The sequence below is a fragment of the Streptomyces sp. WG5 genome, assembly GCF_049974565.1.
Classification (GTDB): domain Bacteria; phylum Actinomycetota; class Actinomycetes; order Streptomycetales; family Streptomycetaceae; genus Streptomyces.
In genome coordinates this window covers 26,950-51,036 of sequence record NZ_JBNGGC010000011.1, presented here as the reverse complement: position 1 = coordinate 51,036, position 24,087 = coordinate 26,950, and the positions used below count along the sequence as shown (strand labels likewise).

Annotated in this window: 24 protein-coding genes, 1 tRNA gene and 1 pseudogene; 13 read left to right on the top strand and 13 right to left on the bottom strand. The window is 70.7% G+C overall.

All coding sequences use genetic code 11. The features are described from left to right. Window positions 1-84: 84 nt before the first annotated feature. From ACP4IX_RS13550 to ACP4IX_RS13520, 7 genes are read left to right on the top strand one after another with little or no spacing between them, the layout of a single operon-like run. A complete protein-coding gene (locus ACP4IX_RS13550; RefSeq protein ID WP_426520637.1) occupies window positions 85-507 on the top strand; it encodes a phage tail protein in 423 nt (140 codons plus the stop codon). 28 nt (window positions 508-535) lie between these two features. Beyond that, the gene (locus tag ACP4IX_RS13545) at window positions 536-1,258 is read left to right on the top strand and encodes a LysM peptidoglycan-binding domain-containing protein (RefSeq protein ID WP_426520639.1); all 723 of its coding nucleotides are present in this window, start codon (window positions 536-538) and stop codon (window positions 1,256-1,258) included. After that, entirely contained in the window at window positions 1,258-3,174 is a 1,917-nt protein-coding gene (locus tag ACP4IX_RS13540; RefSeq protein ID WP_426520641.1) for a VgrG-related protein, read from the top strand. The genes ACP4IX_RS13545 and ACP4IX_RS13540 overlap by 1 nt, the downstream gene beginning before the upstream one ends. A gap of 43 nt (window positions 3,175-3,217) precedes the next feature. Further along, the gene (locus ACP4IX_RS13535) at window positions 3,218-3,670 is read left to right on the top strand and encodes a GPW/gp25 family protein (protein WP_426520642.1); all 453 of its coding nucleotides are present in this window, start codon (window positions 3,218-3,220) and stop codon (window positions 3,668-3,670) included. Further along, window positions 3,670-5,631, top strand: coding sequence for a putative baseplate assembly protein (locus ACP4IX_RS13530; protein ID WP_426520644.1), 1,962 nt, complete (start codon window positions 3,670-3,672; stop codon window positions 5,629-5,631). The genes ACP4IX_RS13535 and ACP4IX_RS13530 overlap by 1 nt, the downstream gene beginning before the upstream one ends. Then, window positions 5,628-6,200, top strand: a complete 573-nt coding sequence (locus ACP4IX_RS13525; RefSeq protein WP_426555615.1) for a phage tail protein — start codon at window positions 5,628-5,630, stop codon at window positions 6,198-6,200. Before ACP4IX_RS13530 ends, ACP4IX_RS13525 begins: the two co-directional genes overlap by 4 nt. Beyond that, the gene (locus ACP4IX_RS13520) at window positions 6,197-7,648 is read left to right on the top strand and encodes an NADase-type glycan-binding domain-containing protein (RefSeq protein ID WP_426555614.1); all 1,452 of its coding nucleotides are present in this window, start codon (window positions 6,197-6,199) and stop codon (window positions 7,646-7,648) included. Before ACP4IX_RS13525 ends, ACP4IX_RS13520 begins: the two co-directional genes overlap by 4 nt. 59 nt (window positions 7,649-7,707) lie before the next feature. Here ACP4IX_RS13520 and ACP4IX_RS13515 read toward each other — a convergent pair. Further along, window positions 7,708-7,781 (bottom strand) — tRNA-Thr (locus ACP4IX_RS13515). Between the two features lie 222 nt (window positions 7,782-8,003). On the opposite strand from ACP4IX_RS13515, the gene msiK reads away from it, so the two are divergent. From msiK to ACP4IX_RS13500, 3 genes are all read left to right on the top strand, one after another. Next, entirely contained in the window at window positions 8,004-9,140 is a 1,137-nt protein-coding gene (msiK, locus tag ACP4IX_RS13510; protein ID WP_426520650.1) for a diacetylchitobiose ABC transporter ATP-binding protein MsiK, read from the top strand. Window positions 9,141-9,406: 266 nt separating this feature from the next. Continuing rightward, window positions 9,407-9,862 (top strand): hypothetical protein, encoded by a 456-nt coding sequence (locus ACP4IX_RS13505; RefSeq protein WP_426520746.1) that lies wholly within the window; start codon window positions 9,407-9,409, stop codon window positions 9,860-9,862. Window positions 9,863-9,922: 60 nt separating this feature from the next. Continuing rightward, the gene (locus ACP4IX_RS13500; RefSeq protein ID WP_426555613.1) at window positions 9,923-10,660 is read left to right on the top strand and encodes a nucleotidyltransferase family protein; all 738 of its coding nucleotides are present in this window, start codon (window positions 9,923-9,925) and stop codon (window positions 10,658-10,660) included. Between the two features lie 72 nt (window positions 10,661-10,732). Here ACP4IX_RS13500 and ACP4IX_RS13495 read toward each other — a convergent pair whose 3' ends face one another. The 6 genes from ACP4IX_RS13495 to ACP4IX_RS13470 all read right to left on the bottom strand — a co-directional run bounded on the left by ACP4IX_RS13495 (window position 10,733) and on the right by ACP4IX_RS13470 (window position 14,868). Then, window positions 10,733-11,422: a contact-dependent growth inhibition system immunity protein gene (locus tag ACP4IX_RS13495; RefSeq protein WP_426555612.1), complete on the bottom strand. Its 690-nt coding sequence runs from the start codon at window positions 11,420-11,422 to the stop codon at window positions 10,733-10,735. A 12-nt stretch (window positions 11,423-11,434) separates the two neighbouring features. Then, entirely contained in the window at window positions 11,435-11,734 is a 300-nt protein-coding gene (locus tag ACP4IX_RS13490; RefSeq protein ID WP_426555611.1) for an RNase A-like domain-containing protein, read from the bottom strand. A gap of 13 nt (window positions 11,735-11,747) precedes the next feature. After that, entirely contained in the window at window positions 11,748-12,371 is a 624-nt protein-coding gene (locus tag ACP4IX_RS13485; protein WP_426520658.1) for a hypothetical protein, read from the bottom strand. Further along, complete coding sequence (locus ACP4IX_RS13480) at window positions 12,368-14,041, bottom strand: RNase A-like domain-containing protein (RefSeq protein ID WP_426555610.1); 1,674 nt, start codon at window positions 14,039-14,041, stop codon at window positions 12,368-12,370. Before ACP4IX_RS13480 ends, ACP4IX_RS13485 begins: the two co-directional genes overlap by 4 nt. 74 nt (window positions 14,042-14,115) lie before the next feature. Next, window positions 14,116-14,418, bottom strand: coding sequence for a WXG100 family type VII secretion target (locus ACP4IX_RS13475; RefSeq protein ID WP_426555609.1), 303 nt, complete (start codon window positions 14,416-14,418; stop codon window positions 14,116-14,118). A gap of 45 nt (window positions 14,419-14,463) precedes the next feature. Then, a complete protein-coding gene (locus ACP4IX_RS13470; protein WP_426555608.1) occupies window positions 14,464-14,868 on the bottom strand; it encodes a WXG100 family type VII secretion target in 405 nt (134 codons plus the stop codon). A 226-nt stretch (window positions 14,869-15,094) separates the two neighbouring features. Here ACP4IX_RS13470 and ACP4IX_RS13465 point away from each other — a divergent pair. Together ACP4IX_RS13465 and ACP4IX_RS13460 are read left to right on the top strand one after the other, a co-directional pair. Continuing rightward, window positions 15,095-15,560 (top strand): annotated as a pseudogene (locus ACP4IX_RS13465) (Scr1 family TA system antitoxin-like transcriptional regulator); the annotation flags it as partial. Then, entirely contained in the window at window positions 15,560-15,769 is a 210-nt protein-coding gene (locus tag ACP4IX_RS13460) for a DUF397 domain-containing protein (protein WP_426555607.1), read from the top strand. The pseudogene ACP4IX_RS13465 and the gene ACP4IX_RS13460, both read left to right, overlap by 1 nt. 62 nt (window positions 15,770-15,831) lie before the next feature. Here ACP4IX_RS13460 and ACP4IX_RS13455 read toward each other — a convergent pair whose 3' ends face one another. The 6 genes from ACP4IX_RS13455 to ACP4IX_RS13430 all read right to left on the bottom strand — a co-directional run bounded on the left by ACP4IX_RS13455 (window position 15,832) and on the right by ACP4IX_RS13430 (window position 22,553). After that, on the bottom strand, window positions 15,832-17,583 hold the full coding sequence (locus tag ACP4IX_RS13455) for a DoxX family membrane protein (protein WP_426520662.1): 1,752 nt from the start codon (window positions 17,581-17,583) through the stop codon (window positions 15,832-15,834). Between the two features lie 144 nt (window positions 17,584-17,727). Continuing rightward, window positions 17,728-18,669 (bottom strand): 23S rRNA (guanosine(2251)-2'-O)-methyltransferase RlmB, encoded by a 942-nt coding sequence (gene rlmB, locus ACP4IX_RS13450; protein WP_426520664.1) that lies wholly within the window; start codon window positions 18,667-18,669, stop codon window positions 17,728-17,730. 151 nt (window positions 18,670-18,820) lie between these two features. Continuing rightward, window positions 18,821-20,221, bottom strand: coding sequence for a cysteine--tRNA ligase (gene cysS / locus ACP4IX_RS13445; protein ID WP_426555606.1), 1,401 nt, complete (start codon window positions 20,219-20,221; stop codon window positions 18,821-18,823). Window positions 20,222-20,513: 292 nt separating this feature from the next. Continuing rightward, window positions 20,514-21,017, bottom strand: a complete 504-nt coding sequence (gene ispF / locus ACP4IX_RS13440; RefSeq protein ID WP_426520668.1) for a 2-C-methyl-D-erythritol 2,4-cyclodiphosphate synthase — start codon at window positions 21,015-21,017, stop codon at window positions 20,514-20,516. Next, complete coding sequence (ispD, locus tag ACP4IX_RS13435) at window positions 21,007-21,783, bottom strand: 2-C-methyl-D-erythritol 4-phosphate cytidylyltransferase (protein WP_426520670.1); 777 nt, start codon at window positions 21,781-21,783, stop codon at window positions 21,007-21,009. Before ispD ends, ispF begins: the two co-directional genes overlap by 11 nt. 287 nt (window positions 21,784-22,070) lie before the next feature. Continuing rightward, window positions 22,071-22,553, bottom strand: a complete 483-nt coding sequence (locus tag ACP4IX_RS13430) for a CarD family transcriptional regulator (RefSeq protein ID WP_003953493.1) — start codon at window positions 22,551-22,553, stop codon at window positions 22,071-22,073. Window positions 22,554-23,299: 746 nt separating this feature from the next. Here ACP4IX_RS13430 and ACP4IX_RS13425 point away from each other — a divergent pair. Continuing rightward, window positions 23,300-24,034 (top strand): copper chaperone PCu(A)C, encoded by a 735-nt coding sequence (locus tag ACP4IX_RS13425; RefSeq protein ID WP_426555605.1) that lies wholly within the window; start codon window positions 23,300-23,302, stop codon window positions 24,032-24,034. Window positions 24,035-24,087: the final 53 nt, after the last annotated feature.

Genomic DNA, 24,087 nt, shown 5'->3' with positions numbered 1-24,087 from the left:
TCCCCTCCCGACCGGCCATCCCCCGACCGGCCCCCGCCGCCGGCCGAGCCGCCACGGCACACCCGACAGAAAGGCCCACCCCCGATGCCCCGCCAGGACCCGGGCTCCACGATCTGGTTCACCCTCACCATCGACGGCGAGAGCCTCGGTTACTGGAACGGGTGCGACGGCCTGTCGTCCCAGGTGGAGATCGAGCAGCGCCAGGAGGGCGGCAACAACGGGTTCGTGTGGCAGCTGCCCACCCGCGTCTCCTTCTCCAACATCCGGCTGACCCGCCCCCTCACCCCGGACACGGCGAAGGTCGCCAAGTGGATCTCCTCCATCCAGACCGGGATCAACCGGCCCACCGCGCAGATCTCGGCCCTGCGCGCGGACGGGTCACTGGTCGCCCGCTGGGGACTGATCGACGTACTGCCCGTCAGCTGGCAAGGGCCCAGCCTCGACCCCAACAGCCCGGCCGTGGCCACGGAGGTCCTGGAGATCGCCCACCACGGATTCACGGACTGACGGCGCCACAGAGCAGAGAGGAACACCCATGGCCAAAGGCAGCAAGGGCGCCGGCAAGAGCCTCGTACGCGCCAACCTCGCGATCCACGAGCCGCCCACCGGCACGACCACCACACCCGGCGGGCTGATACGGACGTTCGACTTCGAGTTCAACCCGGCCCAGCTGTCCCTCACCCAGCGGACCCAGTGGAAGGCGACGCCGACGGCGGCCGTGCGCAAGGCCGCGAAGCCGCAGTTCATGGGCGCCGAGCCGCGGGAGATGACCCTGGAGATCTTCCTGGACTCCTCCATGAAGCCCACCGGCAACACGGTGCTCAAGAAGGTCGAGTCACTGCTGACCTGCTGCGAGGTGACCTCCGACAGCCTCGCCGCCAAGCAGCCCTCGCCGCCCTGGGTGGTCTTCGAATGGGGGTCGTTCTCCACGGCCCGGTTCACCGCCTACGTGGCGTCCGTCGAGGCGTCCTACACGCTCTTCAGCACCACCGGCGTCCCCATCCGCGCCACCTGCCAGGTGCACCTGGTCGAGATCCCCGGCCCGACCCGCGGGCAGAACCCGACCTCCGGCGCGCTCACCGCGCAGCGCGTGCACCGGGTCGTCGCCGGCGACTCGCTCGAGTCGCTGGCCTGGCGCGAGTACGGCAGCGCCACCTCCTGGCGGGCGATCGCCGAGGCCAACGGCATCGACGACCCGTCCCACCTGGCGAACGGCACGGAACTCATCCTGCCGGCCGCCGAGGAGGTGCCTCACTGATGGTGCGTCCCGCGTTCTCCAGCATCGTCGAGGTGCGGATCGGCTCCGCGAAGCTGCCCGACGACATCGCTCCGATGCTCGTCGAAGGCTGGGTCGACCAGGGCGTCGGCGTGCCCGCGGCCTTCCGGCTCACCTTCCGCGACCCCTACCACCTGGTCCTCGACAAGCTGGCGGTGAAGTTCGGCACCAGGGTGGTCATCACGCCGATCGCCGACGGCCAGGGCGTCGGCAAGCCGCTGCTGACCGGCGAGGTCACCGCCATGGAGGCCGACTACGACGGCACCGGCAGCTTCACCGTGATCCGCGGCTACGACTTCGGGCACCGCATGATGCGCCAGCGCCGCGTGGCCGCGTACCGCAACCAGAAGGCCTCCGACATCGCCCGCAAACTCGCCGAGATGGACGGCGTGTCCGTCGGCAGGATCCAGTCGACGAAGGGCATGTACGGGTTCATCAGCCAGTCCAACGTCACCGACTGGGACTTCCTCTCACGGCTCGCCGACGAGAACAACGTGGTGATGTACGTGGACGCCAAGGGGAAGTTCCGGTTCGTCACGGCGAACCCGTCCTCCGGCGCGCCCTCCCCGAAGACCAAGGGCGACCAGAGCGCCTTCGTGCTCCAGGCCGGCCACGACATCCTGCGGCTGCGGGCCGCGGTGACCGCCGCCGACCAGGTGGGCAAGGTCGAGTCGCGCGGCTGGAACGTCACCACCAAGAAGAAGATCACCGAGATCGCGCCCGCCACCACCGACCCGGGCATCACCATCGGCTCCACGCCCGGGGAGGCCGCCGGCAAGTTCAAGGCCGCCAAGCTCGTCGAGACCGCCAACCCTTACGACAAGCAGGACGAGGTCCGGCACGCCGCGAAGGCCCTCGCCGCCGACGTCACGTCCTCCTTCGCCGAGCTGGAGGTCGCCGTCCACGGCAGCCCCGACCTGCGGCCCGGTGTGCCGGTCGCGCTCAGCGACGTCGGCAAGCCCTTCGAGGGCAAGTACACCGTCACCTCGGTACGCCACCACTTCGGCGACGGCAAGGCCTACGAGTCGTGGATCACCGTCAGCGGACGCCAGTGGCGTTCCCTGTACGGACTGGCCTCGGGCGGCAGCGGCGGTGCCGACCCCGCGAGCGCCGCCCGGCTGCCCAGCGTCGCCAACGCCATCGTCACCGACGTGCAGGACCCCCTCAAGCAGGGCAGGGTCAAGCTGCAGTTCCCGTGGCTGGACGACACCTACGTCAGCGACTGGGCGCGCAGCGTGCAGATGGGCGGCGTGGGCGGCGGCGGCGTCTTCCCCATGGACGTCGGCGACGAGGTGCTGGTCGCCTTCGACCGGGGCGCCCTCGACCACCCGTTCGTGATCGGCGGGCTCTACAACGGCCGGGACCTGCCGACCAAGGTGAACGACGTGCCCCTGCACGACGGCATGAAGAAGAAGGCCGCCCGGCACACCCTGTCCGACCGCCAGGGCAACCGGGTCGACCTGCTCAGCCAGCAGACCGGGGGGCGCAAGCAGGGCGTCCGGATCGCCAGCGGCAACGACAAGCTGACCATCAACCTCGACCGCACCAAGACCGAGATCACCGTCGACAGCAAGGGCTCCGTCAGCATCACCGGCAGCCGCTCGGTGTCCATCGACGCGGGAACGGACCTCACCCTCAGCGCCGGACGCAGACTCAGCATCAAGAGCGGCGGGCTGCTCGACATCCAGGGCCGCGGCATGGTCAACGTCAAGTCGCTGACCGGCGCCGTCACCGTCGACGCGATGGGCGCGCTCAACCTCAAGGCCCTGGGCGCCACCATGATCACCTCCGGTGGCACCCTCCAGGTCAACTCCATCGCCAACGTCGGCATCCGCGCGGCGACCCTCATGCTCCAGGGCGTGGTCCTGGTCAACAACAAGCCGTACCCCATCCCATGACAGCGGTACCGAAGACTCTGCACACGACAAGGGTGGTTCTCTGATGGCCGAGCAGTTCGTCGGCTCCGGCTGGGCGTTCCCCATGCGCATCGGACCGACCGGCGGGATCGCCCTCGTCAGCGGCGAGCAGGAGGTGGAGGAGGCCATGCGGCTCGTCCTCGCCACCGCTCCCGGCGAGCGGCCGATGCGGCCGGAGTTCGGCTGCGCCATCCACGACCTGGTCTTCGCCCCGGTCAACGAGCAGACCGCCGGCCGCATCCAGCACGAGGTGCACCTCAGCCTGGACCGCTGGGAGCCGCGCATCGAGGTCCACGACGTCGAGGTCTCCACCGGCGAAGGCCAGAACGTCCTGTACATCGACGTCCGCTACTCGATCCGCGGCACCAACAACCCGCGCAGCCTCGTCTTCCCGTTCTACGTCATCCCCTCCCACGACGAGCCCGACCTCCCCGCCGGTCCCGCCGGCCTCCCGGGCTCTCCCGAAAGCGACCGCTGATGCCCCTGCCCTCCCCCAACCTCGACGACCGGCGCTTCCAGCAGTTCGTCGACGACGCCAAGCGTTACATCCAGCAGCGCGCCCCGGAGTGGACCGACCACAACGTCTCCGACCCGGGCATCACGCTCGTCGAGACGCTCGCCCACATGGCCGACCAGATCGTCTACCGCCTCAACCGGGTGCCGGAGAAGAACCACCTCGCCTTCCTCGACCTGGTCGGCATCACGCTCTTCCCGCCCTCCGCCGCCCGCACGGACGTCACCTTCTGGCTGTCCGCACCGCAGGAGGACACGATCCTGGTCCCGGTCGGCACCGAGGTCGCCACCCTGCGCACCGAGCGCGACGAGGCCGTCGTCTTCGCCACCGAGCGCGACCTGAGCATCGTCCCGTGCTCGCTCGGCCACCTGGTCGTGCAGCACCGCGGCGAGGCCGTCACCGACCGCACCACGGACCTCGCCGAGAGCAAGGACGTGATGTGCTTCGCCGAGGCCCCCGGCCCCGGCGACTGCATGCTCATCGGCCTCACCTCGGCCACCCCGCACTGCGCGCTCGCCCTCGAACTCGACAGCCGCGTCGACGGCGTCGGCGTCGACCCCCGCCAGCCGCCGCTGGTCTGGGAGGCCTGGACCGAGGACGGCTGGCAGCCCTGCGAGGTCGACCGCGACGGCACCGGCGGCCTCAACCGCCCCGGTGACATCGTGCTGCACATCCCCGGCGGCCACGTCCTGTCCCGCAACGGCGGCCACGAGGCCGGCTGGATCCGCTGCCGCGTCACCGAACCGCTGCCCGGCCAGCCCTTCTACACCACCTCGCCGACCATCCGCTCCGCGGAGGCCTACACCATCGGCGGCACCACCGGCACCGTCCACGCCGAGACCGTGTACGACGAGACCCTCGGCGAGTCCACCGGCCTGCCCGGCCAGCGGCTGAGGCTCGAACACGCCCCGGTCGTCGCCGACGACCCGCCCGTCCTCCTCCAGACCGCCGCCGGCGACGACGGCTGGCAGGACTGGCAGGTCGTCCCGCACTTCGCGGGCTCCCGCCCCGACGACCACCACATCACCCTGGACGCCGCCACCGGCGAGATCGCCTTCGGCCCCGCCGTCCGCGAACCCGACGGCACCCTGCGCCAGTACGGCACCGTCGCCCCCAAGGGCGCCGTCATCCGCGCCCGCCGCTACCGCACCGGCGGGGGCAGGGCCGGCAACGTGGCCCGCGGCGCCGTACAGGTGCTGCGCACCTCCATCCCGTACGTCTCCGAGGTCGTCAACCGCGAGGCCGCCCGCGGCGGCGTGGACGGCGAGACCGTCGAGGAGGCGAAGCTCCGGGCGCCGATCACGCTGCGCGCCCAGGAACGCGCCGTCACCCTGCGCGACTACGAGGAACTCGCCCGCCGCGCCGCCCCCGAGACCGCCCGCATCACCTGCCTGGAGGGCGAGGAGAACGAATACGGCGCCCACGCCGTCCGCGTCCTGGTCGTCCCCCAGGCCGTCCCCGACCCGGGCGGCCGGCTCCGCTTCGAACAGCTCGTCCCCGGCGACGCCCTCCTGAGCCGCATCACCCGCCACCTCGACGAACGCCGCCTCATCGGCACCCGCCTCGCCGTCGGCCCGCCCTACTACCAGGGCGTCACCGTCGTCGCCACCGTCCACGCCTTCCGCGGCGTCGACGCCGACCGCGTACGCCGCCAGACCCACGACGCCCTCTACCGCCACCTCGACCCGCTCACCGGCGGCGCCGACGGCAGGGGCTGGCCCTTCGGGCGCCCCGTGCAGACCGGTGAGGTCTTCGCCGTGCTCCAGCGCGTGCCCGGCGTCGAACTCGTCGACGAGGTCGTCCTGCACCCCGCGGACCCCCTCACCGGCAAGCGCGGCGACCCCACCGACCGCATCGACCTGCAACCGCCCTCGCTGGTCTTCTCCTTCGACCACCGCGTCCGAGTGATCGGGGACAGCGCGTGACGGCCACGACGTACCGGGGCTCCGTCGACGGACTCGGCTCCTCGCTGCCGATCAGCACCCTGCTCCCGGCCGTCTTCGCCGACGACGACCTGGCCCAGCGGTTCGTCGGCGGACTCGACGACGTCATCGCCCCCATCCTGAGCGTCCTGGACTGCCTGGACACCTACTTCGACCCCGCCCTCACCCCGGCCGACTTCGCCCAGTGGCTCGGCACCTGGGTCGGCGCCGAGACCGACGGCACGGAACCCGAGGACCGGCTGCGCGCCGCCGTCGCCGCCGCCGCCCGGCTGCACCGCGTGCGCGGCACCCGGCAGGGCCTGTCCGAGGCCGTACTGCTCGCGTTCGGCGTCGAACCCGTCATCACCGAGAGCGGCGGCGCCGAATGGAACGCCCGCCCCCTCGGACCGTTCCCCGGCAGACCCCGCCCCCGGCTGCACGTCGCCCTCCGGCTGCCCGACCCGACCCCGGCCGACATCCATCGGCTGGACGCCCTCGTCGCCGCCGCCCGCCCCGCTCACATGCCCTACACGGTCGAAGTGACCGCCTCCGAAAGGACCCCGGAGAGATGACCACGCAGAACTGCGCCGAGTGCGGAACCCGCGCGGAACCGGGCCAGTCCTTCTGCGACGCGTGCGGTGCCGTACTCCGCTGGGACCAGTCCGGCGCCCGCACCACGCAGCCCGCGGCCTCCTCGGCCGACCAGAACCCCGGCTGGGACGCCTTCTCCCGCCCGGGCCCCGGCGGCACGGGTGTGCCCCCCGCCCGGCACGACCGCCCGGCGCCCGCCACCGGCGGACCGGACGACCGCACCGCGGAGACGCCGCGGGTGCCCCACCCGCGCCACCCGGCGGACGCCTCCGGGCCCGACGGGACGGCCGGGACCGACGCGGGGCGCCGCGACGCCGACGGCGCGTGGAGCGCCGCGGGAGCCGCGGCGTCCGGGACGCCCGGGTCTGCCGGGAGCACGGGAGCCACCGGACCGGCGGCGGCCCATGGGCCGGGCGGCGCACCCGCGGCTCCCGCCTCTCCCCGTCCCCGCACTCCGGGCGTCGACGAGACCGCCCCCACCACCCCCACGGCGTCGGCTCCGCCCCCGAACGCCCTCACCGACACGATGTCCGACCGCGCCCGCTCCCTCCTCGTCCCCGTCGCCGAACCGGAGGCCCAGGGCCCGACCCCGCCCCCCGCCGTCGCCCCGGTCCTGCCCGGCCGCCCCGACGCCGACCGGCCGCAGGTCCGCGCCCCCGCCCACCAGCCGGACATCGCCAACGGCCCGCCGTGCCCGTGGTGTTCCACCCCCAACCGCCCCGACCGCCACTACTGCGCGCGCTGCGCGATGCCCCTGGACCGCACCGACGAGCACACCACCGCACCCGCCCCCTGGTGGCGCCGCCTCTTCGGCGGCCGGCGCAGCGAGACCCCCTGGGCGGGCGACCGCCCCCGCCTCCGCCGCGTCTTCGACCGCATCGGCACCTGGATCACCGTCCTCGTCGTCATCACCCTGGTGGTCCTCGGCTTCGTCTACATCCCCGACGGCATCCAGGCCACCCGTGACCACTTCGCCAAACGCGCCCCGGTCTCTCCCGACCGGATCACGGCCTCACGCTCCTTCACCGGACACAATCCCGAGCTCATCATCGACAAGCGGAGCAACACCTGGTGGGGCCCGGGCGTCTCGGAGTCCGGCCAGGGCGAGTGGGTCGAGGTGCACTTCACCGAGCCGACCCGCCTCCTGGACCTGATCATCACTCCGGGCACCTCCACCAAGGCCGACAAGCTCACCGAATCGGCCCTGCCGCACCGGGTGAACGCGACGATCACCATGAAGGACGGCACGACCAAGACCCGCGACATCATCCTGGACCAGGGCGCAGGCGGACAGCGCCGCCCCTTCCGCGTCGGCGAGGTCACCAAGATCCGCTTCACGATCGAGTCGGCCCACGCGGCTTCGGACAACAAGCAGGTCGCCATCGCGGAGATCGAGTTCTTCGGCCGCTCCAGCGCCAACCGCTCCTGATCCCAGCGGGAACGTCAACGGCCCCCTGGCTTTCGAAGGCCAGGGAGCCGTTTTCCTTGAGCCCCCTGTCGGATTCGAACCGACGACCTACGCATTACAAGTGCGTTGCTCTGGCCATCTGAGCTAAGGAGGCACTCGCGCGGCAGCGCGCGCGGAGGCTGCTCCACTGTACACAGAGCCGGTGAACGATGGGGATCGAAAATTTCGGCGAAGTTCACAGCCTCACAGGTACTGACAGATCAGGTGAACGCCAGGTACCGTCCTGCCCAGCTTCACCTGTGTGGACTACACCACACCACCTTCCTACAACGGATCGTCCGGCACGTTCCTGCCGGTAGAAGGGGGCCCATTCACCATGGCCACAGTTACGTTCGACAAGGCGACCCGCGTCTACCCGGGTTCCACGAAGCCCGCCGTCGACGGTCTCGACATCGACATCGCGGACGGCGAGTTCCTCGTCCTGGTCGGCCCCTCCGGTTGTGGGAAGTCCACCTCGCTCCGCATGCTCGCGGGCCTCGAGGACGTCAACGGCGGCGCCATCCGCATCGGTGACCGCGACGTCACGCACCTGCCGCCGAAGGACCGGGACATCGCCATGGTGTTCCAGAACTACGCGCTCTACCCGCACATGACGGTCGCCGACAACATGGGCTTCGCGCTCAAGATCGCCGGCGTCAACAAGGCGGAGATCCGCAAGAAGGTCGAGGAGGCCGCGAAGATCCTCGACCTCAGCGAGTACCTGGACCGCAAGCCGAAGGCGCTCTCCGGTGGTCAGCGCCAGCGTGTGGCGATGGGCCGCGCGATCGTGCGTGAGCCCCAGGTGTTCCTCATGGACGAGCCGCTGTCCAACCTGGACGCCAAGCTCCGCGTCTCGACGCGTACGCAGATCGCCTCGCTCCAGCGCCGCCTCGGCATCACCACCGTCTACGTCACCCACGACCAGGTCGAGGCCATGACGATGGGCGACCGCGTGGCGGTTCTGAAGGACGGTCTGCTCCAGCAGGTCGACAGCCCGCGCAACATGTACGACAAGCCCGCGAACCTCTTCGTCGCCGGCTTCATCGGCTCCCCGGCCATGAACCTGGTCGAGGTCCCGATCACCGACGGCGGCGTGAAGTTCGGCAACAGTGTCGTGCCGATCAGCCGCGACGCCCTGAAGGCCGCCTCCGACAAGGGCGACCGCACGGTCACCGTCGGCGTCCGCCCCGAGCACTTCGACGTGGTGGAGCTGGGCGGCGAGGCCTCCAAGAGCCTGTCGAAGGACTCCGAGAACGCCCCGGCGGGCCTCGCGGTCTCGGTGAACGTCGTGGAGGAGACCGGCGCGGACGGCTACATCTACGGCAGCGTCGAGGTCGACGGCGGGACGAAGGACCTCGTGGTCCGCGTCAGCAGCCGTGCCGTGCCGGAGAAGGGCGCGACCGTGCACGTCGTGCCGCGGCCGGGCGAGAGCCACGTCTTCTCGTCCTCCACCGGCGAGCGCCTCACCGACTGAGGCCCCGCACGCCGAGGACCCGCACGCCGGAGACCACGCGCCGAGAAACCACGCGGCCGGGTGAAATCACCCGCGTTGACGGAAAGAGCCCCGCAGCCTGCTGCGGGGCTCTTTCCGTTGTCGACAAATACCCCGCCACAACGGACGTTTCGGGCAGCGAACGTCAATGCCCTACCCATTTCCCACCCCTCCCCCTTCCCCTGAACGGGTGACTAAATGTCGCCAAATCATTACCAGGCGCTACCCTCACTCGCGTGAAGCACTCCGTGAAGCACTCCACCACCCGACAGACGCGACGCGGCCGGGGCCCCGCCCGCCGGATCGGCCGCTCTCTCGCCTTCGTCCTGCCCGTCGTCCTGGTGCTCTCCGGGACTCTCGCGGTCACCCGAGTCAACTGGTCGGGAGATCCCGCGGACTCGGTGCTCGCCGCGTCGCAGGCCTCGTCCTCGAAGACGTCCACCGGGACCGCCGCCCGCGCACCGCACGAGGTGCTGCGCGACCGGCTGCTGACCGAACTGCAGGAGGAGGATCCGGGCGTCGCCCTCACCCACCTCCAGGAGGCCGTGAACGAACGTCCGTCGCTGGGCGGCCACTGCGCGTCCATCGCCCGCGCCCTCGGCCGCGCCGCGGTCAAGGTCTACGGCCCGACGCGCGCCCAGTCGTACGCGCGGCCCGTCTGCGACACCGCCTTCGCCTCCGGCGTCCTGGCCGCGCACAGCTGAGCCGGCCAGGCCGGCCGAACACCCTTCGAAGGCCGGCGGGGCGCCGCGTACAGTGCGGGCATGACCGATCCGAACGCCGCGTCCCGCCGCCCCGTTCAAGCCGTCGTCCTGGCCGGCGGACAGGGTTCCCGGCTGCGTCCCTACACCGACGACCGGCCCAAGCCGATGGTCGAGATCCCCGGCACGGGGACTCCGATCATCGGCCATCAGCTCGCCTGGCTCGCCGAGGAGGGCGTGACGGACGTCGTGGTCTCCTGCGGTCATCTGGCCGAGGTGCTGCAGAAGTGGCTGGAGACCGCCGACCTGCCGCTCTCCGTCACCACCGTCGTCGAGACGGAACCCCTCGGCCGCGGCGGCGGCCTCAGGTACGCCGCCGCGCACCTGCCGCACCCCGACCGGCCCTGGTACGCCACGAACGGCGACATCTGGACCCGTTTCTCGCTGCGCGACATGGCCGACTTCCACGCCGAGCGGGACGCCGTCGCGACCCTCGCCCTGGCCCGCCCGCGCCTGCCGTGGGGCGCCGTGCAGACGGACGGCTTCGGCCACATCACCGACTTCATCGAGGCACCGCCGTCGACCTTCGAGATCAACGCCGGTGTCTACGTCTTCTCCCCCGCCTTCGCCACGATGCTCCCGGAACGCGGCGACCACGAGCGGACGACGTTCCCGAGGCTGGCCCGTGAGCGCCGACTGGCCGGCTTCCCGATCCCCCAGGGCTCCTACTGGCGCGCGATCGACACCGCGAAGGACCTGACGGAGGCGGCACGGGAGCTGGCGGCCCTGGCGGGCCGCTGAGCGGCCCGGCGGGCTACGGAAGAAGCGGCCACTGCCGCCTCATACTTCCCCGGTAGCTCGGCTGCGCCCGTTTCAAGGACTGGTCGGCCCGGGTCCGTAATCAGCCTTGAAGCCGCCCAGACCGTCCGCGAGGTGGGCGAGCCAGCCGCTCGGGGAGTAGGGCCGGGGCGGGTCGACCTCCATGCCCAGCTCAGCCATGGCGAGGGCGTAGTCGGACTCCTCGAGAGCCAGGGCGATCAGTTCACGGAGCTCACCCGTGAGGCGGGCGGCCAACTGCGGGTCCGTGGTGGCGATGTAGTCGCGTACGGCCGCGTCGTGGTCCGTGAACTCGTCCGGCATGTCCTGGGAGAACCAGCCGCCGAGGAACTGGCCGAGCTCGGGGAAGCGGGCATGCCACTCCCAGTGGGAGCGTGGGACGGCCGGGGTCGGGACCTGGCCCTCCTCGATCGACCGCTTCAGGTGGTCCGCGATCACGAACAGCCAGTCCTGGATCGCCGATTGAGGCAGGCCGACGTCCGGCACGGGATAGAACTCGCCGAGGCTCAGACGCAGTCGTCCCGGCGGGTTGCGGGCGTACTCGCGGATCTGCTGTTCGGCCGTGGCCAGGGCCCAGGGGCGGGTGTGCCAGGTGTGGCGGAGGTATGCCTGGAGGGCTTCGCTCGGCCTGTCCGGCTCGTCGTCGGCCGGCATGCCGGTGTACGCGCTGATCACCTGGTCCAGCTCGCCGTAACGGCGGTCGAACTCGAGCGGCTTCATGGACACGGCGCTGGACCTCTACAGGTAGATCGGGACGGTGGTGAGCACGACGAAGCCGTGCGGGCTGTTCGGCTCACGCTTGAGGACGACACGTGCCGCGCGCGCATCCACGGGCTCGCGCCCGGCCAGCATCATCGCCTGCAGCAGTACACGGCCGACGGGCTCCTCGCGAGAGGGCCAGGCGGCCTCGATGGTCAGGCGGGCGCGGGTGCTCTGGGCGAGCCAGCGGTGGATCCTCTGCTCGTTGGCGGTCACCACCTGCTGGGTGGCCCACTGGGCGGCTTCTCGGTCGGGGTAGGTGGCGGACCTGGTCAGCATGGGCTGTTACCTCTCAACGGGGATCGAAGGACCAAATCAGCCCGACTTCCTCATCGGACACCCAAAGGAGCCCCAAGTCCCAGGCGTACTGACTGAGCGGTGAGCAGTTCGAGATCTGCTCATAGAAGTCGAGGGAAGCGCCGCCACCCCAAGTGTTCGTGAAGAATCGAGTCCCGTCGGAAAATCGGGTGGCGATTACCCTGGCATGCTTCTCCATTTCAGTTTGCTGTGCGGGGAAACGGGGGTCCCGAGAGACATCGAGATCCATGGTGGCCAACAGCACGAGGAGTCGCACCACAGCGGATCGTGGAATCTCTCTGAGCCGGCCTCGCCATTCCGCCGCGCCCGCCGCCTCGTCCACGGGCGGGACGACGAAGGGGTAGGCGGGATCGTCCTCCCTCTCCTCCTCGCCTTCGTCGGGATCGATGGTCCTCCAGCCCCGGGGATCCGCTGCGTCTCCCCGCATAACCGAGACGACGTCGTGCAGCCAGTCCTCCCCGGTACGGGGACCTGCGGCGACAAAGGTGTACCGACGGTCGTACATGTCCACAGCCGACCACCAGGAGTCGGCATCAGCGGGAGTCGGCGGCCCTTTGATACCGGGCGTCGTTTCATAGTCCATCCAGACCTCGCTCATACGGGCATCGAGGTGAACACCAAGTAGGGCGGGTCAAGGCTTGGATCACGCATGAGCCGCACAGAGACGCCCTTGGTGTCGCGCACCTCAGAAATCTTGCTGCCGTCATAGGTGACACCCTTGCCGGTCACAGCATCACCGGCGAGAGGGCCTTGCAGCGGTACCGAGTCGGTTGTGACGATGATTGACATGCCCGGCGGGTCGCCTGCCAGCCAACGGTCGATGTCGTCGCTGTTGTCACGCAGGCAATATTGCGTGAACCGTTGAGCGGACTCGACATCGGCGTAGGTCGATGCCGCCGGGATCTTCGGCTCACCATTGGCCCTACTCTCGTCCCTCATCCGCTGCATCAATTGCTCATCGGTCTTCCCCACATGCTTGTCAAGGGTATGTCCGTTCCCCACCCCTTCCGCCGCCGCGAGGTCCATCGAGTACGTGTACGGAACCCGGCTCTCCGGCAGCTGCCAGCTGTGCTCCTTCTTGAACTCGTTCAGGGAGCGCGCACCGAAACCCTGTGCCCGCGCCCGTTCCGCCTGGAATGTGGGCACGCTCAGGAGCGCCTCGTCGAGTTCGAACTCGAGCATGGCCAGCTTGCCCGCGGCGTCGCCGAACGCCTCGTGATACGCCGCGACGGCCGCGTCCATGCCCGCCTTGTCCATGTGGGACCGGAAGGTCAGGACGACCTCCGCGACCACGAGCCCGACCGCGAGCTTGGTGGCCTCGAAGGGATCGAGGCCCGTGGTCAGGTCCTTCACCGTCTTCTCCGCGGCCTCCTTGGCGAGGCGCGTAGTGGTCTCAGTGGTCTTCTGTCCCACATCGGCGAGGTCGTCGAACAGCTTCTGCATGGTGTTCGCGCTCTTGTCGAGAACCTCGATGATGGGGCGCCTGGTGGCGGGGGCCACCTTCCCCTGGGTCTTCCAGTTCCGGGTGCCCTTCTTGGCGGTCACCTCGGCCCGCTGGTCACGGGCCTTGCCCCAGGCCGTGGTCCCCCAGATCGTCTGGCAGAAGGCGTTCATCGCGGCCTGCCATTCACCGTTGCCCGTGGGGTCGGTGATGTAGGAGATCGCGTCCGTGAAGTCGTCCGCCGCTTCCTTCACACCCTTGGAGGCCTCCCGCCAGGCCCCGGCGATGTCGCGGAACTCCTCTTCCTCGACGCCCGGCGTGATCTCGTGGACGCGGCCGAGTCTCAGCCCTTCGTCGACCACGGGTTTCATGATGAACATGAGGAAGTCCGGGACCTCTCCGAGAATCCCGGAGATCGCCCACGAGTCGTGGTACTCGCCCTCCCCCCGCCAGGTCAGGTCGTTCGGTGGACCGTACTTGGGTGCGGAGGTGATGACCGCCGGCGGCGGCTTCTCCTCCGGTGGCTCGCCCTTGCCCTTGCCGGCCGCCCAGTCCGCCTGCGTGTAGTTGTTCGCGGTCTGGGTGAGGCCCACCGCCACACCGCCCACCGACACCACACTCTTCGCCCAGAGCTCCAGGAACTTCCCGGCGACGATGCCGTACCGATCGGCGAAGGAGTCCGCACCCCAGCCCGTGCCTGCAGACTGGCTGTACTTGTTCAGTGTCTCCGTGAGCGCCTTCGCCTGCTTGTCGTAGTCGAACTGACCGTCCCGCACGACGAGCGAGGTGAAGTAGAGGTGCTGAGGCTGCACGTCGAAGCGGCCCACACCCTGGTTGGGTGGCGCGGTCCTGGCCTGGTCCCGTTCCCGCTGCCGCTGTTTGTCGGAAGGCAGGTCAGCCATCAGGCCGCACCCCAGCCCCGTAGTACCGCCCTGTGCGCCGACGCGTAGTTGATCTCTCCGTTGACCACGACGTCGTGCAGCCACGCCTGAGCTGCCTGAAGGTCCGCTGCGGACCGGTCCCACTCGTCCAACTTGTCGATGAACACCTCGCGGGCTTCGCCCTCCCAGGTCAGGACGACCTTCTCCGCTCGCCGGTAGAGCAGGTCCAACTGCTCGTTGAGGCCTTTGAGAATGTCCTCCAGATCCCCGGAGAGGCCCTGCAACGTCGCGAAGTCGACGGTTATGTGGTCGTCGTCCGTCATGCTTCTCCGTTCCGAAGCTGAAGTCGTCGGTCGGCGTACGAGCTGTCAGAAGTCGGAGAGGCTGCTGCGCGGCGTGACCGGCACCTCGGTGTTCGGCGTCGACAGTGCGTCCGCTTCGCGCCCCACGTCCGTCGCGACCTGGATCTTCCGTAGCTCCGCCATGACGTCCAGGTCACGCTCCGAGAACCCGTCCCGGCTCAACCGCACGGCCTGCTCGACAGCCTGGATGACCATGCGGATACGTACGGCGTCCTCGGCCGCGCCCCGGTGAAGATCTCGGTAGGCGCGGGCAGCCGGCCCCTGCCATCCCGCCTCGATCCGGTCGACGATCGCATCCATGCGTCTGACCTGCTTGTCCAGGTAGTCCTGCATGACGTCGAGGTCATCGGCCAGGTCCGTCAGTCGGTCAGCATGCGCCCGAAGTCGTGGCTGTTCGCCTGCGCCCCTCATCACTTCCCCCGTTTGTGGTCAGCAGTGCCGCTGCCTTGCGAGTCACGTGACACATCCCAGGGCACATTAACAAAATCGCCTCGCTCCGTTACGGCAGTAAGTCGTCTGTGGGCACGGGCAGATCACGTACGGCGCCGAATCATCTTCGAGTGCCTCGTTGCCGCGTCTCCGCCGGTCGGTGTCGCCCTGAGGGATACCGACCCACTCGCACTCGAACGTGTGAATTGGGGCGGCGGTGGGATACGGAGAGGTCCTTGTCTCCAAGGTGGAGGGCGGCAAGCGGATCCCTCGCCGGGAGTATCTGGACCGTGCCAACGAGGTGTTGAGGGCCGGTGGGCTCCTCTCGGCGGCCTGGGAGGACGTCAGGAAGGTCCGGTACCCGAAGAGCGTCCGAGCGCTAGCGCACTTGGAGTCACTCGAACACCTGCTGGAGCTGGCGCAGCGACGCAACGTCACTCTTCAGGTGATGCCGACGAGCGCGGGTGAACACCCCGTGCCTCAGCGGCAAGATCGAGGTGCTGAAGTTCGGGGACGGAACGGCGGTAGGACGCTCCGACGGAGCGTTCAACGGCCGCCCGACCTCTGAGCTGAAGCAGCTCCGCGTCCTTGAGCTGCGCTACAGCACCATTCGGGCCCAGGCTCTCTGTCCGAGGGAGTCTCTGGCCTTCATCCAGCAACTGCTGGGAGAATAATGATTCGCGAGACCGTTGCCAGTGACGCCTCCGAACTGGCTTGGTTCAAGAGCAGTTACAGCGATGGTCCCGAGGGCGACTCCTGCGTGGAGATCGCGATAGCGCCTCGCACCATCCACGTCCGGGACTCCAAGAACATGACAGGACCCCAGCTCGCCCTCGTGCCGGACGCCTGGAAGAACTTCGTGACTTACGCGTCGGAGCACTGACGCAGCAACCGCGCGTGCCCCGCGCCCGGTTGTCGCCGGAAGCGGGGCACGGGCACGTCGGGCTAGCCCAGGAGGCCGCCCACGAGGCCCCGGCCCGGCTCTCCGGTGGAGGAGCCACCGCCGCCGTCGCTGTCCGTTCCGGTGCCGCCCGTCGAGCCGGTGCCGCCGGTCGAGCCACTGCCGCCGCCGGTCGTGCTGCCGCCGGAGGTCGGTCCGGCCGTGGTGCTGCTCGGCGCCCGGTCGGCCGGGGTGGACTGCCGGGGCGGAACCTGCCCCGTGGTGCCCTGGGTCTGGCTGGGGGCGCCGCCGGTGACGGTGCCGCTGTCGCGGGTCGCTCCGGAAGTGGCCGCGGCGCCCGTGGAGGGCGTGGCCGAGCCGCTGGTGGCGCTCTGCGAGGGCGAGGCGGAGGCCTCCGGGCTCTTCGGCTTCCGTGTGCCGGGTTCCTTCGGCAGCGGGGAGCCGGGCAGTTCGTTGCGCGGGGACTCGCCGGGCCCTGGGACGACCACGCGGTCGGCGTCCCGGACGGCACCGCCGAGCAGCGAGCCGACGAGGAGGGTGATGCCGGTGACGAGGAAGGTGACGAGGGCGCCGCGGCGCAGGACGTAGCGGCGCAGGTCCCAGATGTCGGCGCGGGGGCCGAGGCGGCGCCAGGCGCTGCCGGCGAGCCGGCCGTCCACCGAGTAGACCGGAGCACCGGCGATGATCAGCGGCGACCAGGCGGCGAGGTAGATGATGTCGGGCGCGTCGTAGGCGGGGACGCTCTTCCAGCTGACGGTGACGAGGAGCGCCGCGGACAGGCCCGCGCCGATGACGGCGCCGACGCGCTGCCAGCAGCCCAGGACGGTCAGGACGCCCACGATCACCTGGAGGAAGGCGATGACGAGTCCGGAGCCGACGGGGTGGGCGAGGGCGAACTGGCGCAGCGGCTCGGCGACGTCCCAGGGGTGCAGGGTGTTGAGCCACTTGACCATGGAGCCGCGTTCGCCGCCGTCGAAGTAGACGGGGTCGCAGAGCTTGCCCATGCCGGCGTAGATGGAGATGAAGCCGAGGAAGACGCGCAGCGGCAGCAGCACGACGCCGAGGTTCATGCGGCGGCCGGGGAAGTAGGCGTGCCGTGCCGGGTCGTCGGCGTGGCGCCGGGCGCGCGGTCCGGCCGGTTCGTCCGGGCCGTCGTCGTACGCGTCGTCGTACGCGTCGTCGTAGTCGTCGTGCTCGGGGGCCTGGTCGAAGTCCTCGCCGGTGTAGGCGGGTTCGTCGTAGGCGCTGCCGACGGTACGCATGGCGGGCAGCAGCCGGGTGCCGTCGGGGGCGGCGGCGCGCTGCGCGCCGACGAGGGGGGTCTCGATGGTCTGGGTCGCGGAGCCGTCGTCGTAGCCGTCGTAGCCCGGGGCGCCCTCGTCGAAGCCGTCCCGGTGGATGACCTGGGTGGCTCCGGCGTCGGCGCCCTGCTCGTCGGAGTGGTGACCGGCTCCGGCCCGCACCGCCTGGAGCAGCCGGTGGGCGCCGGTGTCGTCCGGGTCGGACCGCCCGCTCCAGACGACGGCGCGACGGCGGGCGGGGACCGGAGCGGCGGGCCCCGCGGCGCCCGCGAGGGGCATACGGGCGGTGTCCTGGGTGGCGCTCAAGTGCCGCGCGATCCGCGGGGACCGGGTCCGCCGCGCGGAGGCACCGAGCTGCACGCGGAAGCTCGCGTGATTGACGATGACCTGGGCCGGATCGCTCGGCACCTTCACCATGCTCAGCGCGGGAGCGTCGTCGATTCCCGACGAGCGGTCCCCCGTGGGTGTGCGGGGTGTTCTGGTGTCCACACTCATCTAACCGAGTGACGTGTCGTTAGGACACTGCCTTGACCGCCCCGATCTGTCCGGACCGCGTCAAGCTTGTCCGGAGAGCCCGGAACACCCCGTGCGGGCGACCGCGCCGAACACCCGTTCCCCGTTCGGCGCGCCGCCCCTCGCTCAGCGACGCCGGCGCGACGCCTCGTACAGCACGATCCCCGCCGCGACACCGGCGTTGAGCGACTCCGCACCGCCGGGCATCGGAATCCGCACCCGGACGTCGCAGGTCTCGCCGACCAGCCGCGACAGGCCCTTGCCCTCGCTGCCGACGACGATGACGACCGGTCCCGACAGTGCTTCCAGGTCGCCGAGTTCGGCCTCGCCGTCGGCGGCGAGGCCGACGACCGTGATCCCGGCCTTCTGGTAGGTCTCCAGCGCCCGTGTGAGGTTGGTGGCGCGGGCCACCGGCGTGCGGGCGGCCGTGCCGGCGGACGTCTTCCAGGCGCCCGCCGTCATGCCGGCCGCGCGCCGCTCGGGCACGACGACGCCGTGGCCGCCGAAGGCGGAGACGGAGCGGACGACGGCACCGAGGTTGCGCGGGTCGGTGACACCGTCGAGGGCGACGATCAGCGGATCCGCGCCCTCGTCGTGGGCGGCGGCGACCAGGTCCTCGGGGTGCGCGTACTCGTACGGCGGGACCTGGAGGACGAGCCCCTGGTGGTTGAGCCCGTTGGTCATCCGGTCGAGCTCGGGACGCGGTGCCTCCATGAGGTTGATGCCGCCGCGCTCGGCCGCGAGCTGGAGCGCCTCGCGCACCCGCTCGTCGTTGTCGATGAACTGCTGGACGTAGAGCGTCGAGGCGGGCACGCCTTCGCGCAGCGCCTCGTAGACGGGGTTGCGGCCGACGACGAGTTCGGACGTCGACCGGCCTCCCCCGCGTCGCTGCGGCGTACGTCCCGTGGCGCGGCGTGCCTTCGCGTTGGCGGCACGCTGCTTGGCGTGCCCCTTGCGCATCTCGGCGGGGGGCGTCGGCCCCTTGCCTTCCAGGCCCCGGCGTCGCTTGCCGCCGCTGCCGACCTGCGCGCCCTTCTTGCCGGACATGCGGCGGTTGTTCGCGGCCATGAGTTACCTGTCTCCGCTCTCTACGGGAGTGTGCGTCGTACGTGCGTTGTATGCGTTGTATGCAGTGTGCCGCCCGGGGGGCCGGGCGGCACAATCGATCTACGGAACCCGCGGGGCCCACGCGCCCGGACTTCGGGGACCGGGCCCGGGGTCAGCGGGAGCCGAGGCTCCAGCGGGGGCCCTGCGGACCGTCCTCGATGACCAGGCCGGACTGTCCCAGCTGGTCGCGGATGGCGTCCGCGGTGGGCCAGTCCTTACGGGCCCGCGCCGCCTCGCGCTGGTCGAGGACGAGCCGTACGAGGCTGTCGACGACGTGCCTCAGGTCCTCGCCCTGCTCCTGTTCCCCGGCCCAGTGCGGGTCCAGCGGGTCGAGGCCGAGTACTCCGAGCATCGCACGGACCTCGGCGAGGCGGGCGACCGCGGCCTCCTTGTCGTCGGCTGCCAGCGCGCTGTTGCCCTGCCGGACGGTGGTGTGCACGACGGCGAGGGCCCCCGGCACGCCCAGGTCGTCGTCCATCGCCTCGGCGAAGGCGGGCGGCACGTCGGCGGCGGGCTCGACGGCGTGGCCGGCCAGCTCGGTGACGCGCTGCACGAAGCCCTCGATCCGCGCGTACGCCGACTCGGCCTCGCGCAGGGACTCCTCGCTGTACTCGATGGTGGAGCGGTAGTGCGGGGTGCCCAGGTAGTACCGGAGCACGACCGGGCGCCACTGCTTGACCATCTCGCTCACGAGCACGCTGTTGCCGAGCGACTTGGACATCTTCTCGCCGCTCATGGTGACCCAGGCGTTGTGCACCCAGTACCGGGCGAAGGCGTCGCCGAAGCCGCGGGCCTGGGCGATCTCGTTCTCGTGGTGCGGGAAGATCAGGTCGATCCCGCCGCCGTGGATGTCGAACTCCTCGCCCAGGTACTTGTGGGCCATGGCGGAGCACTCCAGGTGCCACCCCGGGCGGCCCCGGCCCCACGGCGTCTCCCAGCTGGGCTCGCCGGGCTTGGCCGCCTTCCACATGGCGAAGTCCCGCGGGTCCCGCTTGCCGGTCTCGCCCTCTCCCGAGGGCTGGCGCAGCTCGTCGAGGTCCTGGTTGGACAGGGACAGGTACCCGGGCAGGGACCGTACGTCGAAGTAGACACTGCCGTCGGCCTCGTAGGCGTGGCCGCGCTCGATGAGGCCGCGCATCATCTCGACCATCTCGGTGATGTGGCCGGTGGCGCGGGGCTCGTAGGTGGGCGGCAGGCAGCCGAGGGCGTCGTAGGCGTCGTTGAACGCGCGCTCGTTGTCGTACCCGATGGACCACCAGGGGCGGTCCTGCTCGGCCGCCTTCCAGATGATCTTGTCGTCGATGTCGGTGACGTTGCGGATGAACGTGACGTCGTAGCCGCGGTACGCGAACCAGCGGCGCATGATGTCGAAGTTCAGCCCGGACCGGATGTGCCCGATGTGCGGGGCGGCCTGCACGGTGGCACCGCACAGGTAGATCGAGACGCAGCCCGGCGTGAGGGGGGCGAAGTCACGGATCTGCCGGGCGCTGGTGTCGTACAGGCGAATAGTCACGGGTCCAGGGTAGTAGGCGCGGGGCAGTGCCAGGGGCGCACTTGCCCGCTCGGTGCCCGACCGAGTCGATGAGGGGAGGGGGAGGGGGCTCTCTTGTCCGACGGCCGGTCGGGTCGGCCGGTCGGGTCGGCCGGTCGGTGGCTGCGGGCCCGGGGGCCACGTGGCGGGCGCCCGTGCCGGGGGGCGGCGCCCGTGCCGGGTGCGGGGCAGCGCCCGTGCCGGGTGCGGGGCAGCGCCCCTGCGGCACCACCCCGGCGGTACCGTCACGGGCGCCCGCGCCGCACCCCCGCGCTCAGCCGACCCGCGCCACCAATGCCGTGGCCACCGCCATCAGCCCTTCGCCCCGTCCGGGGAACCCGAGCCCGTCCGTCGTCGCGCCCGACACGGACACCGGCGCCCCCACCGCCTCGGACAGCACCTTCTGCGCTTCCTCGCGACGCTTGCCGACCTTCGGCCGGTCCCCCACCACCTGCACCGCGACGTTGCCGATCCGGAACCCCGCCGCCCGTACGATCCGCGCGGCCTCCGTCAGCAGTGTCACCCCGGACGCCCCGGACCACTCGGGCCGCCCGGTCCCGAAGTGCCGGCCCAGGTCGCCGATCCCCGCTGCGGAGAACAGCGCGTTGCACGCCGCGTGGGCGACGACGTCCGCGTCGGAGTGGCCGGCCAGCCCGGTCCCCTCGCCCTCCCACTTGAGCCCGGCGCACCACAGTTCGCGTCCGTCCTCGAACGCGTGGATGTCCGTACCGATCCCGACCTGCGGGAGCACGGGGAGCCCGTCCGTCTCAGAAGCCATCGTTCAGCCTCCTGCGCGCCAGCACGGCCTCGGCCAGCACCAGGTCGAGCGGCCGTGTCACCTTGAACGCCTCTTCGTGTCCCGGCACGACCATCACCGTCAGCCCGAGCTGTTCCACCATGCTCGCGTCGTCGGTGACGTTGTCGCTCACCGTCTCGTGGGCGCGCACCAGCGTCTCCCGGTGGAATCCCTGCGGTGTCTGCACGGCGCGCAGCCGCGCCCGTTCCGGCGTCGCCACCACCGGCTCCGGCTCGCCCGGGGCCGCGGCGGGCTCGACCTGTTTGACCGTGTCGGCGAGCGGCAGCGCCGGCACCACGGCGGGCGCGCCCTCCCGTACTGCCTCGATCACGGCGTCCACCGTGTCGACCGGCACCAGCGGCCGGGCCGCGTCGTGCACGAGGACGGTGTCGTAGTCGGCCGGCAGCGCGTCCAGGCCGAGCCGTACGGACTCCTGCCGCGACTCGCCGCCCGGTACGACGAGGAAGTCCGTCCTCTCCGGCAGCGCGTGGGCGTCGAGCAGGCTCTTGACCTCGGCGGCTCCGTCGGGCGGGGCGACGACGACGACCAGGGAGACCGCCCGGGAGGCGGCCATCGCCCGGACGGCGTGGATGAGCATGGGTGTGCCGCCCAGCGCGCGGAGGGCTTTCGGGGCTCCCGGTCCGAGCCGTACGCCCCGGCCGGCGGCGGGAATCACGGCCGCGGTCCGGGTGTTCGCACGGGTGTCGGTGGGCATCTCGGCGGGCGAGGGACGCGATTCGTCAGACATCGGTTCCTGTCAGGTTTGTGTGCTCGACCAAGTTGGGTATGGCCTCACCGTGCCGGGCGTGACGCCTTGACCGGACCCTTCCGTGACCCTGGTCGAGCCAGCAGCCCGGGCCCGGCACGCCAGGACCGGGGGAATTCTCCTCGGGACGGGTGCTCGAAGACGAATTTCGAGGGCGGACCCGCCTCCCGGGTGCGGACATGCCGCAGCGCCCGGCGACAGCAGAAATGTCATCGGGCACCGCGGCATTCAGTGCGCTGAACCGGGCGTGCAGCGGGCTGCGTCTCGCCTCAGGAGGCGAGCACCTCGTCGAGCAGGGCCTCCGCCTTGTCCTCGTTGGTGTTCTCCGCAAGCGCGAGCTCGCTCACCAGGATCTGGCGGGCCTTGGCGAGCATGCGCTTCTCACCGGCGGAGAGTCCGCGCTCGCGCTCACGCCGCCACAGATCGCGTACGACTTCCGCGACCTTGATGACGTCGCCGGAGGCGAGCTTCTCCAGGTTTGCCTTGTAACGACGCGACCAGTTCGTGGGCTCCTCGGCATACGGCGCGCGCAGCACCTCGAAGACCCGGTCCAGTCCGTCCTGACCGACCACATCACGCACGCCGACGAACTCCGCATTGTCCGCTGGCACACGTACCGTCAGGTCACCCTGGGCGACCTTCAGCACCAAGTAGGTCTTGTCCACGCCTTTGATCTGGCGAGTTTCGATAGCCTCGATCAGCGCGGCCCCGTGATGGGGATAGACCACGGTGTCGCCAACCTTGAACGTCATGTGACAGGTACCCCTTCCGTGGCTATCCAGGGTAACACGGAAACGGCGTCTTCTGAATGGCGTTTTCGCAGGTCAGGGCATATCTCGGGGCTTGACAACAACGACGGGAACGTGCTGCGCGGGGCGAGCGGAAGAAAGTATTCGCAGGTCGGAGCGGCTCTTCAGGCCGGGCGAAACACGCACGTCACACACCCCCGGAGGCCCGTCCACCCGCCCGAAGGTTCCCTTATGTCCGGTTCCAGGCGTGCGACTTCCGCTACTCCGTTCGGTGACCTGGGCGGGGTTCCGGACGAATCCGGAATTGATCACGAGGGTGCCCCGGCCGGCCCTCGGGTGATCAATTTCCTGGCCGTCCGCGCATTCCTTCACGCAAAATTCGCGCGCCGATCGGCGACTCGTATGGCGTGGGGCCTCTTATATGAATGGGGGACGCGCGCAAGCGGCAAAGCGACCGGGACGCCGCCCTGGAGGCACCGGAGAGGGGACCAGGGAAGACCGGGCGAAGCACCGGGCGGAGGGCCCGGGGGAGGACGGGGCGGAGACCGGCCGGGGAACCGGGCCGAGACCGGGGAGAGCGCGGCGCGCACTCCGCGCCTACCGCCTGCCGGGCTAAGCCCGGCCGCTCCGGGGAGGGTCGGGTGCGGCGCCCGGGGAACGGCTCGGTAGCCTAAGGACTGCTGACAGTCACTTAGGGCGGCTTTATCCGTTGCCGCCACCCCGCTCGAGTCCAAGGAGTTGCCGCCGCCGTGAGCAGCAGCCTTCGACGCGGTGCCCTCGCCGCCGCCGCCATCGCGTTCTCGATCGCCTCGCTCGCCGCGTGCGGCGCCGGTCACAACGCCCAGACGCTGGAGATCAAGCCGGACAACGCTGCGACGACCGTCGGTGACATCCAGATCCAGAACGCGATCGTCATCACGCAGCCCGACCCGGAGTCGACCGGCCCGGCCGCGGTCTCCGCCACCCTGTTCAACAACGGCCGCACGGACCAGACCCTCGAGTCCATCACCGTGGCCGGCACCGGCAAGCCCGTCGAGCTGAGGCCCGCCAAGGGCGAGGAGGGCGCCGGCGACGGTCTGACCGTCCCGGCCGGCGGTTCCCTGATCCTCGGCGGCGAGGGCAACGCCTCGGCCGTCCTGACCGGCAGCCGCGAGGCCGTCAAGGACGGCGACGCGCAGAAGGTCACCTTCGCCCTCAGCAAGACCGGCGACGTGAGCCTGGAGGCGTTCGTCGTTCCCGCCGAGAGCTACTTCTCCGAGTGGGGCCCGAGCGACGTACCGGCCGCGCCCGGCGCGTCGTCGCAGGAGACCTCCGGGGCGCCGTCCGACGGCGAGTCCGCGGGCAGCCCGTCGGACGGCGAGAGCTCCGGCGCCCCGTCCGACGGCGAGACCTCCGGTTCCGGCGACGCCGCCGGAACCGGTGAGTCCGCGGGTGCCGGCACGGAGACGGACGGCACCTCGCAGGAGGACACGGCCGGCCACTGAGCCCGTACCACCGCTCGTACCGCGCGAAGGGCGGGACCTCTCGGGAGAGGTCC

Coding starts and splice junctions, on each gene's coding strand:
- ACP4IX_RS13460 (WP_426555607.1), top strand. CDS start 15,560: ATGATTCGCGAGACCGTTGCCAGTGACGCCTCCGAACTGGCTTGGTTC.
- ACP4IX_RS13470 (WP_426555608.1), bottom strand. CDS start 14,868: ATGAGGGGCGCAGGCGAACAGCCACGACTTCGGGCGCATGCTGACCGA.
- ACP4IX_RS13475 (WP_426555609.1), bottom strand. CDS start 14,418: ATGACGGACGACGACCACATAACCGTCGACTTCGCGACGTTGCAGGGC.
- ACP4IX_RS13455 (WP_426520662.1), bottom strand. CDS start 17,583: ATGAGTGTGGACACCAGAACACCCCGCACACCCACGGGGGACCGCTCG.
- ACP4IX_RS13535 (WP_426520642.1), top strand. CDS start 3,218: ATGGCCGAGCAGTTCGTCGGCTCCGGCTGGGCGTTCCCCATGCGCATC.
- ACP4IX_RS13545 (WP_426520639.1), top strand. CDS start 536: ATGGCCAAAGGCAGCAAGGGCGCCGGCAAGAGCCTCGTACGCGCCAAC.
- ACP4IX_RS13520 (WP_426555614.1), top strand. CDS start 6,197: ATGACCACGCAGAACTGCGCCGAGTGCGGAACCCGCGCGGAACCGGGC.
- ACP4IX_RS13485 (WP_426520658.1), bottom strand. CDS start 12,371: ATGAGCGAGGTCTGGATGGACTATGAAACGACGCCCGGTATCAAAGGG.
- ACP4IX_RS13530 (WP_426520644.1), top strand. CDS start 3,670: ATGCCCCTGCCCTCCCCCAACCTCGACGACCGGCGCTTCCAGCAGTTC.
- ACP4IX_RS13550 (WP_426520637.1), top strand. CDS start 85: ATGCCCCGCCAGGACCCGGGCTCCACGATCTGGTTCACCCTCACCATC.
- ispD (WP_426520670.1), bottom strand. CDS start 21,783: ATGTCTGACGAATCGCGTCCCTCGCCCGCCGAGATGCCCACCGACACC.
- ACP4IX_RS13430 (WP_003953493.1), bottom strand. CDS start 22,553: ATGACGTTCAAGGTTGGCGACACCGTGGTCTATCCCCATCACGGGGCC.
- ACP4IX_RS13500 (WP_426555613.1), top strand. CDS start 9,923: ATGACCGATCCGAACGCCGCGTCCCGCCGCCCCGTTCAAGCCGTCGTC.
- msiK (WP_426520650.1), top strand. CDS start 8,004: ATGGCCACAGTTACGTTCGACAAGGCGACCCGCGTCTACCCGGGTTCC.
- ispF (WP_426520668.1), bottom strand. CDS start 21,017: ATGGCTTCTGAGACGGACGGGCTCCCCGTGCTCCCGCAGGTCGGGATC.
- rlmB (WP_426520664.1), bottom strand. CDS start 18,669: ATGGCCGCGAACAACCGCCGCATGTCCGGCAAGAAGGGCGCGCAGGTC.
- ACP4IX_RS13490 (WP_426555611.1), bottom strand. CDS start 11,734: ATGCTGACCAGGTCCGCCACCTACCCCGACCGAGAAGCCGCCCAGTGG.
- ACP4IX_RS13540 (WP_426520641.1), top strand. CDS start 1,258: ATGGTGCGTCCCGCGTTCTCCAGCATCGTCGAGGTGCGGATCGGCTCC.